The sequence below is a fragment of the Gottfriedia sp. NPDC056225 genome, assembly GCF_042267765.1.
Taxonomy (GTDB): domain Bacteria; phylum Bacillota; class Bacilli; order Bacillales; family Bacillaceae_G; genus Gottfriedia.
In genome coordinates this window covers 165,643-182,311 of sequence record NZ_JBHJTJ010000002.1, presented here as the reverse complement: position 1 = coordinate 182,311, position 16,669 = coordinate 165,643, and the positions used below count along the sequence as shown (strand labels likewise).

The 16,669-nt window shown below is 32.0% G+C and carries 19 protein-coding genes; 15 read left to right on the top strand and 4 right to left on the bottom strand.

Translation table 11 applies throughout. The features are described 5' to 3' along the window. The first annotated feature begins 225 nt into the window (after positions 1–225). Positions 226–1,005 (top strand): phosphatidylserine decarboxylase, encoded by a 780-nt coding sequence (locus ACFCYN_RS03010; protein WP_375947430.1) that lies wholly within the window; start codon positions 226–228, stop codon positions 1,003–1,005. 139 nt (positions 1,006–1,144) lie between these two features. Here the strand turns inward: ACFCYN_RS03010 and sda are convergent, their stop codons facing one another. After that, positions 1,145–1,285: a sporulation histidine kinase inhibitor Sda gene (gene sda, locus ACFCYN_RS03005; protein ID WP_056473113.1), complete on the bottom strand. Its 141-nt coding sequence runs from the start codon at positions 1,283–1,285 to the stop codon at positions 1,145–1,147. 259 nt (positions 1,286–1,544) lie between these two features. Here sda and ACFCYN_RS03000 point away from each other — a divergent pair, with 259 nt between their 5' ends. The 7 genes from ACFCYN_RS03000 to ACFCYN_RS02970 are packed head-to-tail and all read left to right on the top strand — an operon-like array spanning position 1,545 to position 6,032. Then, a complete protein-coding gene (locus tag ACFCYN_RS03000) occupies positions 1,545–2,066 on the top strand; it encodes a YqeG family HAD IIIA-type phosphatase (RefSeq protein ID WP_098120441.1) in 522 nt (173 codons plus the stop codon). Then, positions 2,063–3,172, top strand: a complete 1,110-nt coding sequence (gene yqeH / locus ACFCYN_RS02995) for a ribosome biogenesis GTPase YqeH (protein WP_375947427.1) — start codon at positions 2,063–2,065, stop codon at positions 3,170–3,172. Before ACFCYN_RS03000 ends, yqeH begins: the two co-directional genes overlap by 4 nt. Before the next feature lie 25 nt (positions 3,173–3,197). Further along, positions 3,198–4,034: a shikimate dehydrogenase gene (gene aroE, locus ACFCYN_RS02990; protein ID WP_172447441.1), complete on the top strand. Its 837-nt coding sequence runs from the start codon at positions 3,198–3,200 to the stop codon at positions 4,032–4,034. Then, positions 4,028–4,318, top strand: coding sequence for a ribosome assembly RNA-binding protein YhbY (yhbY, locus tag ACFCYN_RS02985; RefSeq protein WP_098120444.1), 291 nt, complete (start codon positions 4,028–4,030; stop codon positions 4,316–4,318). The genes aroE and yhbY overlap by 7 nt, the downstream gene beginning before the upstream one ends. 37 nt (positions 4,319–4,355) lie before the next feature. Continuing rightward, a complete protein-coding gene (gene yqeK / locus ACFCYN_RS02980) occupies positions 4,356–4,943 on the top strand; it encodes a bis(5'-nucleosyl)-tetraphosphatase (symmetrical) YqeK (protein WP_172447442.1) in 588 nt (195 codons plus the stop codon). Next, positions 4,936–5,292, top strand: a complete 357-nt coding sequence (gene rsfS / locus ACFCYN_RS02975; protein ID WP_098120446.1) for a ribosome silencing factor — start codon at positions 4,936–4,938, stop codon at positions 5,290–5,292. Before yqeK ends, rsfS begins: the two co-directional genes overlap by 8 nt. After that, positions 5,289–6,032: a class I SAM-dependent DNA methyltransferase gene (locus ACFCYN_RS02970; protein ID WP_172447443.1), complete on the top strand. Its 744-nt coding sequence runs from the start codon at positions 5,289–5,291 to the stop codon at positions 6,030–6,032. Before rsfS ends, ACFCYN_RS02970 begins: the two co-directional genes overlap by 4 nt. A 119-nt stretch (positions 6,033–6,151) precedes the next feature. On the opposite strand, the gene comER is transcribed toward ACFCYN_RS02970, so the two are convergent. Beyond that, on the bottom strand, positions 6,152–6,967 hold the full coding sequence (gene comER, locus ACFCYN_RS02965) for a late competence protein ComER (RefSeq protein WP_172447444.1): 816 nt from the start codon (positions 6,965–6,967) through the stop codon (positions 6,152–6,154). 89 nt (positions 6,968–7,056) lie between these two features. Between comER and ACFCYN_RS02960 the strand changes: the two genes are divergently transcribed. Continuing rightward, positions 7,057–7,674: a helix-hairpin-helix domain-containing protein gene (locus ACFCYN_RS02960; protein ID WP_172447445.1), complete on the top strand. Its 618-nt coding sequence runs from the start codon at positions 7,057–7,059 to the stop codon at positions 7,672–7,674. Between the two features lie 6 nt (positions 7,675–7,680). Further along, a complete protein-coding gene (locus ACFCYN_RS02955) occupies positions 7,681–10,008 on the top strand; it encodes a DNA internalization-related competence protein ComEC/Rec2 (protein WP_375947423.1) in 2,328 nt (775 codons plus the stop codon). A 50-nt stretch (positions 10,009–10,058) separates the two neighbouring features. Here ACFCYN_RS02955 and ACFCYN_RS02950 read toward each other — a convergent pair whose 3' ends face one another. Beyond that, positions 10,059–10,193, bottom strand: coding sequence for a YqzM family protein (locus ACFCYN_RS02950; protein ID WP_172447447.1), 135 nt, complete (start codon positions 10,191–10,193; stop codon positions 10,059–10,061). 211 nt (positions 10,194–10,404) lie between these two features. Between ACFCYN_RS02950 and holA the strand changes: the two genes are divergently transcribed. Further along, a complete protein-coding gene (holA, locus tag ACFCYN_RS02945; protein ID WP_172447448.1) occupies positions 10,405–11,409 on the top strand; it encodes a DNA polymerase III subunit delta in 1,005 nt (334 codons plus the stop codon). A 323-nt stretch (positions 11,410–11,732) separates the two neighbouring features. Continuing rightward, positions 11,733–12,353, top strand: a complete 621-nt coding sequence (locus ACFCYN_RS02940; protein WP_375947420.1) for an aminoglycoside adenylyltransferase domain-containing protein — start codon at positions 11,733–11,735, stop codon at positions 12,351–12,353. 52 nt (positions 12,354–12,405) lie between these two features. On the opposite strand, the gene rpsT is transcribed toward ACFCYN_RS02940, so the two are convergent. Next, on the bottom strand, positions 12,406–12,672 hold the full coding sequence (gene rpsT / locus ACFCYN_RS02935; RefSeq protein ID WP_375947418.1) for a 30S ribosomal protein S20: 267 nt from the start codon (positions 12,670–12,672) through the stop codon (positions 12,406–12,408). A 221-nt stretch (positions 12,673–12,893) separates the two neighbouring features. On the opposite strand from rpsT, the gene gpr reads away from it, so the two are divergent. The 3 genes from gpr to lepA all read left to right on the top strand — a co-directional run bounded on the left by gpr (position 12,894) and on the right by lepA (position 16,299). Next, a complete protein-coding gene (gpr, locus tag ACFCYN_RS02930; protein ID WP_098120455.1) occupies positions 12,894–13,994 on the top strand; it encodes a GPR endopeptidase in 1,101 nt (366 codons plus the stop codon). Positions 13,995–14,018: 24 nt separating this feature from the next. Then, positions 14,019–14,369 carry a DUF3679 domain-containing protein gene (locus ACFCYN_RS02925; RefSeq protein WP_172447449.1) on the top strand — a complete coding sequence of 117 codons (351 nt, stop codon included), beginning with the start codon at positions 14,019–14,021 and terminating at the stop codon, positions 14,367–14,369. Positions 14,370–14,478: 109 nt separating this feature from the next. Then, complete coding sequence (lepA, locus tag ACFCYN_RS02920; RefSeq protein ID WP_375947416.1) at positions 14,479–16,299, top strand: translation elongation factor 4; 1,821 nt, start codon at positions 14,479–14,481, stop codon at positions 16,297–16,299. Positions 16,300–16,669: the final 370 nt, after the last annotated feature.

The following is a 16,669-nucleotide window of genomic DNA, read 5'->3' as shown; positions in this document are numbered from 1 at the left end:
TGCAGAGAGACAATTGTACAAGATCATGGGTTTAGAGTTCAGTAGGTGCATAGAATAGATTGATTTAAATTATTCGATTCAAAAGCTTCAATCTTGAGTTTAAATTCATTAAATTAGTGCTAGATTAAAGTTAAAATAAACTACTGTGGGTTTTATTTTGGGTTTTGTTAGTTTTGAAATAATGTGTTATAAATTATATATATATTTTGAGTTAGGGGTACATAGATGAAACAGAGTTTTTATCGTTTGTTTATTGAATTAACTAATAATCGTTTTACTTCAGGTCTTTTGCGTAGGTTTTCTACTTCTAGATTGAGTAAGCTATTTATTAAGCCGTATATTAAAGCGTTTAATTTAAATATGGATGAGAGTAAAGAATCTTCTTTTTCTTCATTACATGCATTGTTCACTAGGGAATTAAAGCAAAATGCTAGACCGATCCATGCTGATGAAAGTGAATTAGCTTGTCCGGTAGATGGTGTGTTAGAGTCTTGTGGGAAAATTGAAATGGATATTAAATTTGTTGTTAAAGGAAAAACATATAGCATTATTGATATGTTAGGTTCAAAGGAAATGGCAGATAAGTATGATGAGGGTTATTATATGGTGTTGTATTTAAGTCCTAGCCATTATCATCGTATGCATAGTCCAATTGAAGGCGAAGTTGTTTCTCAATTTGAATTAGGTTCAAAATCTTATCCTGTTAATAAAGCAGGTTTAACGTACGGTAAAGATCCACTTTCAAAAAATTATCGCATTGTTTCAGAAGTATTATGCAATGATAATAATAAACATATTGCGATGATTAAAGTTGGTGCGATGTTTGTTAATACAATCGTCGTAACTAAAAAAGAAAAACAATTAAAAAAAGGTGAAGAGGTAGGTTATTTTTCTTTTGGGTCTACGGTTGTGTTACTTTTTGAAGCAAATAGTTTTACACCGAATGAGAAACTACAGTCTGGACAAGCGATAAGAGTTGGTCAAAATCTTGGGAAATTAGTTTAAAAATAATAAAAGTATGCACTTTTTTTCACGAAATGGGAGCCATCGTATAGAAAGATGGTTCTTTTTCTGTTATTGTAAAGAGTGCTTGTATTTTAATTTCACTTGTATTATTTGCGTATATTGAAAATAATAAAAATGATTAAGATGTTTTTTTTATATAGAAATCTAGTCCTCTTCGTTTAATTTCTTTTTCAATTAAATAAATGAAGGCCGGATCTAGCTGTAAACCAAGAGCTTTTTTGTATGACTCAAGTAACAACTCATCATTTAATTTGTACATATTTTTTGCCCGGTTGGGCGTTCACCTCCGAGTGATTAGAATTTTTTTAATTTCTTTGTAAACTTAATGTATCAAATTTTTAAAAAGAGAACAACCGTTCGTTTATCCACAGAAATAGGTGGATAACTTGTGGGTAAATTGTTTATATTTTCTGAAAAAGTATGTTATAGGACTAAGGATAATGTGTATAGATTTATCCACAGTTTAAATGGTTGTAGTTATTTGTCGAACGATTTATAGAATATATCGAGGTGTAATAATGTTTAATAAATTTTTACCGAGTGAAACTGTTAATAATGTTTATGCAATTACGCCTGAGCATCTGAAAGGCTTAGGAATAAAGGGGATCATTACGGATCTAGATAATACGTTAGTAGAATGGCATAGACCACTAGCAACCCCTGAATTAACAAAATGGTTTAAAGGTATGGATGATGCTGGGATTAAAATAACAGTTGTATCAAATAACAATGCTGAACGTGTTGGGAAATTTTGCGACCCTCTAGGCATTCCATTTATTCATCGAGCACGTAAGCCACTAGCTACTTCATATAAGAAGGCTTATAAACAAATGAATTTAAAACCGACTGAAGTTGTAATGATTGGTGATCAATTACTTACGGACGTATTTGGTGGTAATCGTCAAGGAATTCACACGATTTTAGTAGTTCCAGTTGCGAGTACGGATGGTATTTGGACAAGATTTAATCGAATGGTAGAACGTAGAATTCTTTCTTCTTTAAGAAAGCAAGGATTGCTACAGTGGGAGGATAAAAAATGAGTCATACAGAAATAAGATGTATTGGTTGTGGGGTTGAAATTCAAACTGAGGATAAAGAAAAGCTTGGATATGCACCTCCATCTTCATTAGAAAAAGATGAAATTATTTGTCAACGTTGTTTCCGTTTAAAAAACTATAATGAGATTCAGGATGTGGAGTTAACTGATTCTGACTTCATTCGTATTTTAAATGGAATTGGTTCAAAGGACTGTCTAGTCATAAAAGTAGTTGATGTTTTTGATTTTTCTGGTAGTTGGTTAAATGGGATCAATCGATTTGTTGGAAACAATAAAATTTTATTAGTTGGAAATAAAGCAGATTTAATTCCGAAATCAGTTAAGAAAAATAAGCTTACTCAATGGATGAGTGGAACTGCAAAACGCTGGGGGCTAAGGCCAGTAGGTATTCATTTAGTTAGTGCAGTTAAAGGCACTGGTATTGATGAATTAGCAGAAAGTATTGAGAAGTACCGTGAAGGCAAGGATGTATATGTAGTAGGGTGTACAAATGTTGGAAAATCAACATTTATAAATACGATGATTAAACGTTATAGTGAAGAGAGCAGTAATATCATTACAACATCTCACTTTCCGGGTACAACACTTGACCTAATTCAAATACCACTTGATGAACATAGTGATTTAATCGATACTCCTGGAATCATTAATCATCATCAAATGGCTCATTTTGTTGATAAAAAAGGTTTGAAAATCATTACACCGAAAAAAGAAATTAAGCCGATGGTTTATCAATTAAATGAAGGTCAAACATTATTCTTTGGTGGCTTAGCTCGCTTTGATTATTTAGAAGGTGGAAGACGTTCTTTTACTTGTCATTTCTCAAACGAATTATCAATTCATCGTACAAAACAAGAAAATGCCGATGAATTATACGAAAGACAAGCTGGTGAATTATTAGTTCCACCATATGGAGAACAAATTAATGAGTTACCTAAATTAGTAAGGCATGAATTTATGATAAAAGATGCTAAAACTGATATAGTTTATTCAGGGTTAGGATGGATTACAGTGAATGACCCAGGTGCTAAAATCGTTGCTTATGTACCAAAAGGTGTAGCTGTAACTCTTCGTAATTCTATTATATAAGAATAATTTTGGGGGCTAAAGAGAAATGAAAGACCAATACTATGTAATCGGTCAGCCGATTGGTCATTCAATGTCACCAACTATGCATAATGAATGGTTTCTCTCTAATCATATTTCAGGTCACTATTCTGCAAAAGAAGTTGGGATAACAGAATTAAAATCAGTTATGACAGAGTTTCGTTCAACTGTTAAAGGATTTAATGTAACAGCACCACTTAAAGTAGAAGTAATGCAGTATTTAGATGAAATTGATCCATTAGCAAAAGCAATTGGAGCTGTTAATACGGTTATCAATAAAGATGGAAAATTATTTGGTAAAAATACTGATGGTATTGGATATATTAGAGGTCTATCTTATGTTTTGGAAAAACCGATTGAAGAAGAAACTATTTTAATTATTGGTGCAGGCGGTGCTGCTAGAGCAATTCTTTATAGCCTACTACACTTAGGAGTTAAGCATATTACCGTTACAAATCGAACGGTGGAAAAAGCAAAAGAGCTCTTAGATGGTAAGTTGATGAATGAGGTTAATATTATTTCAATTCAAGAGGCTGAAGAACAACTAGGAAGATTTTCGCTGATTATTCAAACGACTTCGGTTGGAATGAAGCCAAACGAAAATAGCACTCCTTTAGCACTAACTAATTTATCACCAAATGCAATTGTATCGGATCTAATTTATAGCCCGTTTAAAACAGTATTTTTAAAAGAAGCTGAAGACAGAAATGTAGCTATACAAAACGGATTACCGATGTTTATTTATCAAGGAGCATTAGCATTTCAAGAGTGGACAGGAATTTTTCCTAATACTATTGATGCTTATTCATTATTAGAAAGAAAACTTGGAGGAACAAAATGTTAACAGGTAAACAAAAAAGATTTTTACGCTCAAAAGCTCATCACTTAAACCCTATTTTTCAAGTAGGTAAAGGTGGAGTAAATGAAAATATGGTTAAGCAAATTTCAGAAGCACTTGAAGTAAGAGAACTTTTAAAAGTAAGTATACTTCAAAATTGCGATGAGGACCGTTATGAAATAGCAGATCAACTAGTTGAAGGTACAGACGCTGAACTAGTGCAAGTAATTGGACATACAGTCGTTTTATATAAAGAGTCAGAAGAAAATAAAACAATCGTATTACCTTAATAAGTTAAATACCGTTAATTAGAGGAGAAGCGGATTAATGGATAAACAAAAAGCACTTTCATTTGTAAAAGAAAAACTAACGAATGGGCGTTTTACACATACTATTGGTGTGATGGAAACTTCAGTTAGACTTGCCGAAAAATATGGTGCGGATGTAAAAAAAGCAGAGTTAGCTGCAATTTTCCATGATGTCGCAAAATGCATGCCGATTAAAGAGTTAAAAGCAATTATGGAAGAAAATGAACTTTCACTAAAGCTTTTAAAGTATAATAAAGAACTTTGGCATGCTCCTGTTGGTGCATTTCTTACAAAACATGAATATGGAATTGATGATAAAGAAATTTTACGAGCAATCAAATACCATACAAGTGGTCATAAAGAGATGAATTTATTAGATAAAATAATATATGTAGCAGACTATATTGAACCTAATCGTAACTTTCCTGGTGTGGAAGAAGCTCGTGAATTAGCCGAACAAAATTTGGATAGAGCATTATTATTCGCATTAAAAAATACGATTACATTTTTGATCAATAAAGAACAGACAGTCTACCCATTAACGGTTAAAACATATAACTCAATTTTAAAGCAAGTTCAAAGCCAGGGGGAACAAAAAAATGAATGAAAAAGAATTAATGATATTAGCAGTAAAAGCAGCAGACGACAAGAAAGCTGAAGATTTAGTTGTATTAGATATGAAGGGAATCTCTTCAATTGCAGATTATTTCATTATTTGCCAAGGGAATTCAGATAAGCAAGTTCAGGCAATTGCTAGAGAAGTAAAAGATCAAGCGTATCAACATGGTAAAGATGTAAAACGTCTAGAAGGATTTGACGAAGCTCGTTGGGTATTAGTCGATATCGGTGATGTTGTCGTTCATATTTTCCATCGTGACGAAAGAAACTATTATAACTTAGAAAAGCTTTGGGGAGATGCGCCATCTCTTGATGTATACGGAGAAATTCTTTCATGACATACAATCGCTTCGCGTACTTGTATGATCAATTAATGAATGACGTCCCTTATGAAAGATGGGTCGAATTCTTAAAAAATGTGTTTCAAAAGTATGATGTAAATCAACCTGAAATTTTAGATATCGGATGTGGTACAGGAACTTTACCGATTCTTTTATCAAAATTGAACTATTCAGTTAGTGGGGTCGATTTATCTGAGGAAATGTTAAGTGTTGCGATGGCAAAAGCCGAACAGGAAAAAGTGAATATACCTTTTTTTCAACAAAATATGGTTGAACTAGAAGGATTTAATGAATTAGATTGTGTAACGATTTTCTGTGATTCACTTAATTATTTAGAAACGGAAGATCAAGTAAAACAAACATTTCGTAATGTACATGAAAGTTTAAAAGAAAATGGTTTGTTTTTATTTGATGTACATTCGCCTTATAAAATTGAAGAAATATTTGCTGAAGAGACATTTTTTATTGATGATGCAGAGTTAAGCTTAGTTTGGTCTTGTACACAAGGCGTGCAACCTTTAAGTGTTGAACATGATTTAGTTTTTTTTATGAAAGATGAACATCGTGATCTATATGAACGTTTTGAGGAATATCACAATCAACGAACATATCCAATCAATACTTATAAAACATGGTTGAATGAAAATGGATTTGAAATAAAAGAAATCATTGCTGATTTTGATGAGTCGGTAGAAGAAATGTCTGAGCGAATCTTTTTTATAGCAATGAAAAAATAAAAAACCCTTATAAGAAAACTCTTTTTCTTAAAGGGTTTTTTGCTTTATTAACCATATAAAATTAAATTTTGTATTTTTGTGTGCAATTGAATAAACAAGTACAATTAACAACAAGTTAATCAAAACTGCTCCTTAACCCGTTCGATTTCTTGATCAAATTTATTATGTGTTTTTTCAAAGATTTCTTCAAATAAGTCCCCAACTCGGGCTTCAAGTACTTTGATTCCTTCACCAGTAATTCCGCCTTTTACACATACCTTTTCTTGAAGTGTTTCAAGCGTAAAATGTTTTTGTTCAATGAGTTTTCCAAACCCAATAATCATTTCTTCTGCTAAAATCGTTGCTTGCTCTTTTGAAATGGATGTTTGATATACAGCTGCATCAATAAATTTTTGGAGTAAATAACTAAAAAATGCCGGTCCACAGCTTGCGATATCAGACGAGACTCTTGTAATATCCTCTGAAATCATAACAGGTTTAGAGACTTTCGAAAATAGCTCGATAATTTGCTCCTTATTTTTGGCTGTACACCTTTTTCCGAAATTAACTAAAGTAACACCACTCAATGCTTGGTTAGTTATGCTAGGAATAACTCTTGCAACTTGACAAGGTAAAATGGCTTCTAATTGATCGACATTTATTGGACTTGTAATCGATATAACACAATGTTTTTTTGTGAAATATTTTTGTAAAGATGAAAGTAATGGTTGTATTTCTAATGGTTTTACGCATACGATTACAATTTCTGAAGAGGTGATGACTTCTTTTGCTGTCTCAACAACATTTAAATCAGGATATATATTTTTTAGCTCATAAGCTTTATACATTGAACGGTTTGTAATTGTTAACTCGGAGGGCTTCAAGGCAATCGACTTTATAAATCCATTAAGCAAGATAGTTCCCATATTTCCTGTACCTATGATGCCTACGTTCATGAGTACATCCCTTCCTTTGCATACATTCTCTCCTACACTATATGATGAAAAGTCGAAAATAATGATATAAGTTAAAACGGAGGACGAAAATGAAAAAGTTAATTCACAATAAACTAGTTTGGTTATGTCTATTAATTGTAGTAGTTCTAATAGTAAATTATTATCAAACTGAGCGTAAAAATGATGTTGTTTTTGCAAATCAATCTCATGAAGAAAGGGACGATGAAGAAAAGAAAACCGTGTCTAACAAAGAAATTAGTGCGCCAGCTCAATCAAAAGTTTTCATGGTTGATGTAAAAGGTGCAATTCAAAAACCAAGTGTCATTGAATGCAAGGAAGGAGATCGAGTCATTGATGTAATCAAATTAGCAGGAGGATTTCAAAAGAAAGCGGATGTGAATAAAGTAAATTTAGCTGAAAAAGTTTTTGATGAGATGGTAATCTATGTACCATTGATTGGTGAAGAAATAGAGGTTGTTCCGTCTTCGACTAATAATAATACTGAAAAAAATGAAGCAATTGATATTAATCATGCAACACAATCAGAATTAGAAAAAATACCTGGAATTGGTCCAACAAAAGCAAAAAATATATTAGATTATATTGAATCTAATGGGCCGTTAACTTCGATTGAACAATTAGATGCAGTAAATGGAATTGGCAAAAAATCTCTTGAACAAATGACTCCATTTATTTTAATTCGATAAATTATAATGAGTATTTTTCTAGCCTATATAGTTATTGTACAAATCATTACAACAGTCCTTTTTAAAGATTATAATTTGATTTATTTATTGATTTTACTTATTCTAAGTTTATTTTTAGTTATGAAAAGAAAATGGTCAATTCTATTTGCTTGTCTAATTTCAATCCTATTTACCTCGTTAATATGTTTTTTACAAAATAATATAATTAATTCCCCTAACCCAAAACCTGCTCAAAGTGTTCGAGGTGTAATTATTTCGTCCCCTATAATAGATGGAAATAAAATTTCTTTTACATTTAAACTTAATAATCAAAAAGTCTTACTTAATAGCTTTGCTAATTCTAAGGACCAATTAAAAGTATTTCAAAACCGACAAATTGGTGAGATTTGCGATGTAACAGGTGATGTTGATCTACCTCAAAAAAATTCGAACCCATACTTATTTAATTATCAAAAATATTTATTAAACCAAGGGATTCAGTGGACTATTACAACTAATCCAAAAAGTTTAATGAAATGTAAAAATGGAACTCGAACATTACTTCAATCTTTAGTTTATAACCGACAAGCTTTAACTAACTATGTTGAAGATCATTTTGATTCCATTACAGAAGGGTATATAAATGCTCTATTATTTGGTGATCGCTCAAAAATGAACGTAGACACAGAATCGCAATATCAGATTGTAGGAATTGTTCATTTACTTGCAATTAGTGGTTCACACATTAGTTTATTGAGTCTTTGCATTTATTTTTTATTAATTAGAGTAGGTGTAACGAAAGAAACTAGTTTATTTATAACCATTGTTTGTATTATTTCCTATGGCTTTTTAGCAGGCGCATCAGCGTCAGTTGTAAGGGCAGTTATTATTGGAGCTTTAGTTTGCATATTTAGACTAGCAAAAATAAAAGTGGACCTAACTTCGCTCTTATATCTTTCTTGTATAGTGATGTTATTGATAAGACCAAATTATATAGATGATCTAGGCTTTCAATTTTCCTTTGTGACAAGTTTTGTGCTTATTTTAACGAGTAAGCAGATCTCGAATTATAAAACATGGTATGCCAAAGCCTTATTTACTTCGAGTATTACTCAATTAGTTTCCATACCTATATTACTTTACAATTTTCACGAATTGTCGCCTTATAGCATTTTTATCAACTTAATTTTCATCCCATTTATCAGTTTTATCGTTATGCCACTCTGTATTATTTGTTTTAGTCTTAGTTTAATAACACCAGCTTTAAGTGTTTATTTTACATTTCTTTTAACGTTTTTCATTAATTTGTCAGATGAATTACTTAGTCTTTGTATGCAATTACCATTTATTAAATTAATTTTTACACACCCGTCAAGGGAGATTCTGTTTCTCTATATAATCCTTATATTTTTAATTTTATATTTCATGGAATCTGAAAAAGAAAAGAAAGTAGTTATTAATTGTGTAATCGGATTTTTCATTCTTATCATTGGGCATTTATTTTTTCCTTTTATCAATCCAATCGGAAAAGTAATGTTCATTGATGTAGGACAAGGTGATTGTATTCTTATTAAACTGCCATTTAATAAGGGGAACTATGTAATTGATACCGGTGGCAAACTAATTATTAATGAAGAAGATTGGATGAAGCGTAAAAAGCCTTTTTCTACTGGTAGTGATATTTTAATACCAATATTAAAAGGAGAGGGAATAAGTAAAATAGATAGATTAATCTTCACACATGGTGATATTGATCATGTTGGTGGAGGGCTAGAGGTATTACAATCTTTCCATGTAAATCAATTAATCGTCGGTGACAAACATACATTTACAGAAGCAGAAAAAGAAAGAATTACTTTAGCAATGAATAAAGGGATTGAGGTGAAGAAAATAAGTGAAGGAAATAAGTGGAAAGTAGGTAGTAATTATTTTGAGATTATTTCTCCAATTAAAAACTATAAAGGAGAGGAAAACCATGGATCAATTGTTATTAAATCAAACATAGGTGGGAAGAGTTGGTTGTTTACGGGTGATTTAGATGAAAGTGGTGAAATTGAGCTTATCTCTAAATACAAAAATGTAAAGGCAGATGTTTTAAAAATAGGGCATCATGGCAGTAATACATCGACTTCTAACGAGCTTTTAAAGGCAGTTTCGCCTAAAGTTGGTATTATCTCAGTTGGTACAAAAAATCGTTATGGTCATCCAAAGCAAGAAGTACTGAGTCGATTACAGAAATATAATGTTAAAATCCTTCGAACTGATGAAAATGGTGCAATAACTTATGAATTTAAAAGTGGTCAAGGTACCTTTTATGTGTTTAAAGCATACCGTAAAGCAAAGAACAGAAATTAACAAAAAAATAAAAAGACTGCCAAGGCAGTCTCATCATTTGATTCTATGTATTATCGTGCAACATACTCCACAATTGTTGCAATGATAAAGAGAATAGCGAAGAAACCAAATGAAACAGCAAAGCCAACGCCTGAATCTGTAGAATCATTACGCTTACTTTGAACGTTTTTTTCAAATGTATTCACAAATAACCCCTCCTAATTCACAATTTTAGTATAAATCAATATAACTAAAAAATCCATAGTATGTTTGTTTTAGTTATACCGTTTTAAATAAAGAAACCGGATCTTTATTTAAAACGTTAATATAAATTAGAGATTAGTATTTACTAATCTCTTCCTTCTCATGTAGGACATGTTATACTGTATAAAGAAAATTAGTGTAGGGGAGCAAAACATGATTAATGATTTACATAAAAAATTGAAAAAAGATGTGTCCCCAATGTATTTGTTGGTTGGTACTGAAGATTTTTTACTTCAAGAAGCAGAAAACTTAATCGTGAAAGCGGCTTTACAAGGTGAGATTGATGACTTTAACTATCAAACATATGATTTAAAAGAGGCTTATTTAAATGAGGCTCTAGAGGACGCTCAAACACCGTCATTTTTTGGTGGGAATAAAGTCATTGTTATAAAATCATGTGTTTTTTTAACAGCTCAAAAAGAAAAAATTGTACAAGATATCGAGCCGTTATTTAATTATATTGATAATCCATCTCCCTTTACAACTGTTGTTTTTATTGCTCCTTATGAAAAGTTGGACGAGCGAAAAAAGGTCACAAAAGCATTTAAAAAACAAGTTGAGTTAGTTGAATGCCACCCGGTTGAAGTAAACAATTTAGATGGTTGGATTAAAGAACAATTCATTGGAAATGTAACAATTACTAAAGAGGCTATTGAAAAATTAAAGCTACTAGTTGGAAATAATTTATCAATTTTAAAACTTGAATGTGAGAAGCTTCAATTATTTATAGGAAACGAAGGCGAAGTTACCGAAGACCTTGTAGAAATGATGGTTGCAAAAACGATTGAGCAAAATGTTTTTTCACTTATAGAAAAAACAGCAGTTAGACAGACGACTGATGCACTAAAAATCCTTCATGAATTATTGTATATAGGTGAAGAGCCAATAAAAATTGTAGCATTATTAGCTAGTCAATTTAGATTGTTGTACGGAATAAAACAATTATCAAGTAGCGGATATTCTAATAATCAAATTGCTTCATCAGTTGGCGTATCACCTGGAAGAGTATTTTATGGACAAAAGCAAGCAAATAACTTTCAAGTTAGTGAGTTGAAAGAAGCAATTAGATTAATTGCTGAAGTTGATTATAAAATGAAGACTGGTCAAGGTGATAAAATTATGATCCTTGAAATGTTGATTCTTCAGTTAAATAAATAAATTCGGAATAAAAATTGTTAATCATTTATAAAAATATATAGCAAAATCTGGCAGACCATTTTTAAATAAATTTGGACTGCCTTTTTATATAGTGAACAAATACTTAAAAATAATTAAGATCTATGGAGGGTAGTGTGAATGAAGGGAATTCCTAATGATATAAATAAAGTATTAAATACATACTTAGATACCGTTGGATTGAAATTACCTAATTTTCTTCATTCTTATTATCTTCATGGTCGTCTGCATTAGGTGCATTTAAGAATGGGATTAGCGATATCGATTTTATTGCTGTTGTAAATCGTTAAGTAACTGAAAATGATTTGAAAATCCTAAAAAAAATTCATCGGGATATGCAAAGAAAGTACTCTAAAACCATTCTGGGTGGATGGTATATAAGTACAAAAGATTTTCTTTCCTTAAATGAAGATAGAGTTTTATGTATTCGATTCAATGATGGGAAGTGTCATGGGTTTAAAAAGTTTGAAAAGAACTCCATAGATGTTTTTCAATTAAAAAAATACGGCATTACAGTAAAAGGAATAAATGTTGAAGATTTAGATCTTTCGATAAACTGGGAAATCTTACAATCTGATATGAGAGATAATCTTAATTCTTATTGGCTTAACTGGGTAAAAAACAGTAAGAAGTTCTTTAATTTAAACTATTTAAGTTTGTTTGTTAGCGTTAGAAGTATTGAATGGGGCGTTTTAGGAGTGTCTCGTCTTTATTATACATTTAAAGAAAAAGATATCACCTCGAAAGTCGGAGCGGGTGAATATGCTTTGAAGACTGTGCCACATAGATGGCATAAGATTATTAAAGAGGCAATGAGATTACGAAATGACAATAAAAAATCTTTTTACAAATCGATTTTAAAAAGAAGAAAAGATGCAATAGGTTATATGGAGTTTATGATTGAAGAATGTAACAAGCTATTTTAAATTAAAAATTGTACGAAAAAATGGTGTCTCAAATGAGACACCATTTAATTCATTACGCGTTCATAGCGTTAACTTTTTTAGCTAAACGAGACTTTTGACGTGAAGCAGCGTTTTTATGGATTAGATTGCTGTTAGCAGCTTTGTCTAATTTTTTAGAAGCAGTTAATAAAGCTTCTTGCGCTTTTTCAGTTTCGTTATTAGTAACTAAAGCTTCAACAGATTTCACAGCAGTACGCATTTCTGATTTAAGAGATGCGTTGTGAGCACGATGAGCCTCAGCTGTTTTTACACGTTTAATAGCTGATTTAATATTTGGCATACCTTTCACCTCCCGAATGCAGTCGAGAAATTTGCCCTCGAATACAAATAGAACAAAACTTATTTTATCAAAACAAGTCCCATTTGGCAATAGAAATTCATAAAGCTATTTTCGCCTTTTTAAAAGAAAATTAAACTACTCGTTTAGAAATGGTAACATCTAGCTAAACTAGTTAAGAAAAGACTTGTTAAATTTCGATGAGTATTGTGGAGGCTGGATAGATGAGCGAGTTAGATTTAAGTCAATATAGTGTTCGAACAGATTTAGCAGTAGAAGCAAAAGAGATGCTAGAGGAGCGTGAACAGACAAAGGAAGAAATTACCGGCTTAATCGTTAAAGAACGAGAAGTTGATGGTGTGAGTATTTCTCATGTTCATATTAAAGAATCTGCATCTGAAAGAATCGGTAAGAAGCCAGGGAATTATTTAACATTACAAGTTCAAGGTATTCGTGAGCAAGATACTGATCTTCAAGACAAGGTTGAAAAAGTTTTTGCAAACGAGTTTTCGGCTTTTATTAAAAATTTAGGTATTACAGAAGATCAAACATGTTTAGTTGTTGGGTTAGGAAACTGGAATGTAACACCTGATGCACTCGGGCCAATGGTTGTAGAAAATTTAGTTGTTACAAAACATCTTTTTGAGTTGCAGCCAGAAAGTGTTCAAGATGGATATCGTCCAGTTTGTGCCTTATCTCCGGGTGTAATGGGGATCACAGGTATTGAAACGAGCGATATCATATCAGGAGTCATTGATAAAGTTAAGCCAGATTTTGTAATCGCAATTGATGCACTTGCAGCAAGATCTATTGAACGAGTTAATACAACGATTCAAATAACAGATAATGGTATTCATCCAGGATCTGGAATAGGGAATAAACGCAAGGAATTGAGTAAGGAAACATTAGGTATTCCCGTAATTGCTATAGGTGTTCCGACGGTTGTTGATGCTGTTGCGATTACAAGTGACACAATTGACTTCATTTTAAAACATTTTGGACGAGAGATAAAAGAAGGAGACAAGCCAGCGAAAGCGCTAATCCCTTCAGGAATGGCATTTGGTGAAAAGAAAAAGTATACCGAGGAAGATATGCCTAATGAAAAAGAACGAATGGCATTTATGGGGATTGTTGGAACACTTGAAGAAAATGAAAAACGTAAATTAATTCATGAAGTACTATCACCACTTGGTCATAACTTAATGGTTACACCAAAAGAAGTGGATACATTTATAGAGGATATGGCAAATATAATTGCTGGCGGTATGAATGCAGCACTACATTCTAAAATTAATCAAGACAATATTGGCTCATATACTCATTAATATTTCATAAGTGAGGAGAAGCAAATGAGATATGCGGTTAGGTATTTTTCATTAATCATTATTTTTTCAATTTTGATTATAACTTGTATGCAAATTGCAAAAGACGGAATTAGTAAAGTAACTTCGACTGATTACTATCATGTCAATGATGTGGTAAAAATTTCAAAAGAAGATGGGAAGGCTGGTCCAGTACTGTTTGGAAAAGATTATACAAAAGATGGACTAGCAGTTAGAGAAGATCATTTAGAAAGATTAGGAGCATTTAATTACTTTACAGTTGTTGGTAAAGGACTTTCCCGTTTTGTTACGTATGTAACTGAAAAAGGTGTAATGATTGTTGAAAAAATTCCTTCAATTATTGATAGCTTTAATTAGACCTTCTAAACTTCATTCGACATATACTGCTAATAGAGATTGAATATTGCCCTGTTTTTTTGATATAATCAAAACTATCTATGCTGTCGAGAAATTTAGGAGTGATGAAATGAATAAAGAGTCAAGGTCAGAAAGACAAAAGAGAATTAGAAACTTTTCAATCATCGCACACATTGACCATGGAAAATCTACATTAGCAGATAGAATTCTTGAGAAAACAAATGCATTAACTCAGCGTGAGATGAAGTCTCAGCTATTAGACTCAATGGATTTAGAGCGTGAACGTGGAATTACCATAAAATTAAATGCTGTGCAGTTACAATATAAAGCGAAAAATGGTGAAGAGTATATTCTTCATTTAATCGATACACCAGGACATGTAGACTTTACTTATGAGGTTTCTCGTAGTTTAGCAGCATGTGAAGGGGCAGTCTTAGTAGTAGATGCTGCACAAGGTATAGAAGCTCAAACATTAGCAAACGTATATTTAGCATTAGATAATGATTTAGAAATCTTACCAGTTATTAATAAAATTGACTTACCAAGTGCTGATCCAGAACGAGTACGCCAAGAAGTTGAAGAAGTAATTGGTTTAGATGCTTCTGAAGCGGTATTAGCTTCTGCAAAAGCTGGAATCGGTATTGAAGAAATTTTAGAGCAAGTAGTTGCAAAAGTACCAGCTCCTACTGGTGATCCAGATGCACCGTTAAAAGCACTAATTTTTGATTCATTATTCGATCCATACCGTGGAGTTGTAGCGTATATTCGTATCATCGATGGAACGGTTAAGGTTGGTCAAAAAATTAAGATGATGGCTACTGGAAAAGAGTTTGAAGTTGTTGAAGCTGGTGTGTTCACTCCACGTACAACTCAAAGAGAAGAACTAACAGTTGGGGATGTAGGTTTCCTTACTGCTTCAATTAAAAATGTTGGAGATACACGTGTAGGTGATACGATTACATTAGCAGATAATCCTGCAACAGAACCACTTGCTGGTTACCGTAAAATGAACCCGATGGTATTCTGTGGTTTATATCCAATTGATACTTCTAAATACAATGACTTACGTGATGCTTTAGAAAAACTTCAATTAAATGATGCAGCACTTCAATTTGAAGCAGAAACTTCTCAAGCTTTAGGTTTTGGTTTCCGTTGTGGATTCTTAGGATTATTACACATGGAAATCATTCAAGAGCGTATTGAACGTGAATTTAAAATTGACCTAATTACAACAGCACCAAGTGTTATCTATAGTGTGTACACGACAAAAGGCGATATGATTACGGTTGATAACCCTGCGCATATGCCAGATCCTCAATCGATTGAACGTGTTGAAGAGCCTTATGTTAAAGCAAAAATCATGGTGCCAAATGATTATGTTGGGGCAATCATGGAGCTTTGCCAAAAGAAACGTGGTAACTTTATCGATATGCAGTATTTAGATGCAAATCGTGTTTCAATCACTTATGAAATTCCATTATCTGAAATTGTTTATGATTTCTTTGACCAATTAAAATCAAGTACAAAAGGCTATGCGTCATTTGACTATGAATTAATTGGCTACAAAGCGTCTAAACTTGTGAAAATGGATATTTTATTAAATGGTGAGCAAGTAGATGCTTTATCATTTATCGTTCACAGAGATTCTGCTTACGATCGTGGTAAAATTATCGTTGAAAAACTAAAAGAGCTTATCCCAAGACAACAGTTCGAAGTACCAGTTCAAGCGGCAATCGGACAAAAAATTGTTGCTCGTTCAACAATTAAATCAATGGGTAAAAACGTATTAGCTAAATGTTACGGTGGGGATATTTCTCGTAAACGTAAGCTATTAGATAAGCAAAAAGAAGGTAAAAAGCGAATGAAAGCTGTTGGATCTGTTGAAGTTCCACAAGAAGCGTTTATGGCTGTTTTACGTATGGATGACTAAGGAAACAATTTGTCATTGATTTCTTGAAAAAAGCCCAATAACCAAATTTGGTTATTGGGCTTTTTATAGAGTTATTTTGAGAGGATTTAACATATTATCTTCTACAAAACAATAGGTAACATCTTTTAGTCGATTGAAGAATTGAAAATATGGTTGATTAATTGACAAATTCTTTTTTTAACAGCTTGTAATAAAATTTAATTTTTTAACAGAACGTAAGAAGTGAATAAAAACAAAAAAACAATTAATACTGTTTAATGATACTAAAGCTATTAATTAGACAAATATTTTAAGAAGATATACAATCAAAAAAGTTGAAAGTAGAAAAAGTCCCTGAATCTGCACCTAAGTTGGTATCGGATCAGGGGCT

Coding starts and splice junctions, on each gene's coding strand:
- ACFCYN_RS03010 (WP_375947430.1), top strand. CDS start 226: ATGAAACAGAGTTTTTATCGTTTGTTTATTGAATTAACTAATAATCGT.
- sda (WP_056473113.1), bottom strand. CDS start 1,285: ATGTACAAATTAAATGATGAGTTGTTACTTGAGTCATACAAAAAAGCT.
- ACFCYN_RS03000 (WP_098120441.1), top strand. CDS start 1,545: ATGTTTAATAAATTTTTACCGAGTGAAACTGTTAATAATGTTTATGCA.
- yqeH (WP_375947427.1), top strand. CDS start 2,063: ATGAGTCATACAGAAATAAGATGTATTGGTTGTGGGGTTGAAATTCAA.
- aroE (WP_172447441.1), top strand. CDS start 3,198: ATGAAAGACCAATACTATGTAATCGGTCAGCCGATTGGTCATTCAATG.
- yhbY (WP_098120444.1), top strand. CDS start 4,028: ATGTTAACAGGTAAACAAAAAAGATTTTTACGCTCAAAAGCTCATCAC.
- yqeK (WP_172447442.1), top strand. CDS start 4,356: ATGGATAAACAAAAAGCACTTTCATTTGTAAAAGAAAAACTAACGAAT.
- rsfS (WP_098120446.1), top strand. CDS start 4,936: ATGAATGAAAAAGAATTAATGATATTAGCAGTAAAAGCAGCAGACGAC.
- ACFCYN_RS02970 (WP_172447443.1), top strand. CDS start 5,289: ATGACATACAATCGCTTCGCGTACTTGTATGATCAATTAATGAATGAC.
- comER (WP_172447444.1), bottom strand. CDS start 6,967: ATGAACGTAGGCATCATAGGTACAGGAAATATGGGAACTATCTTGCTT.
- ACFCYN_RS02960 (WP_172447445.1), top strand. CDS start 7,057: ATGAAAAAGTTAATTCACAATAAACTAGTTTGGTTATGTCTATTAATT.
- ACFCYN_RS02955 (WP_375947423.1), top strand. CDS start 7,681: ATGAGTATTTTTCTAGCCTATATAGTTATTGTACAAATCATTACAACA.
- holA (WP_172447448.1), top strand. CDS start 10,405: ATGATTAATGATTTACATAAAAAATTGAAAAAAGATGTGTCCCCAATG.
- rpsT (WP_375947418.1), bottom strand. CDS start 12,672: ATGCCAAATATTAAATCAGCTATTAAACGTGTAAAAACAGCTGAGGCT.
- gpr (WP_098120455.1), top strand. CDS start 12,894: ATGAGCGAGTTAGATTTAAGTCAATATAGTGTTCGAACAGATTTAGCA.
- ACFCYN_RS02925 (WP_172447449.1), top strand. CDS start 14,019: ATGAGATATGCGGTTAGGTATTTTTCATTAATCATTATTTTTTCAATT.
- lepA (WP_375947416.1), top strand. CDS start 14,479: ATGAATAAAGAGTCAAGGTCAGAAAGACAAAAGAGAATTAGAAACTTT.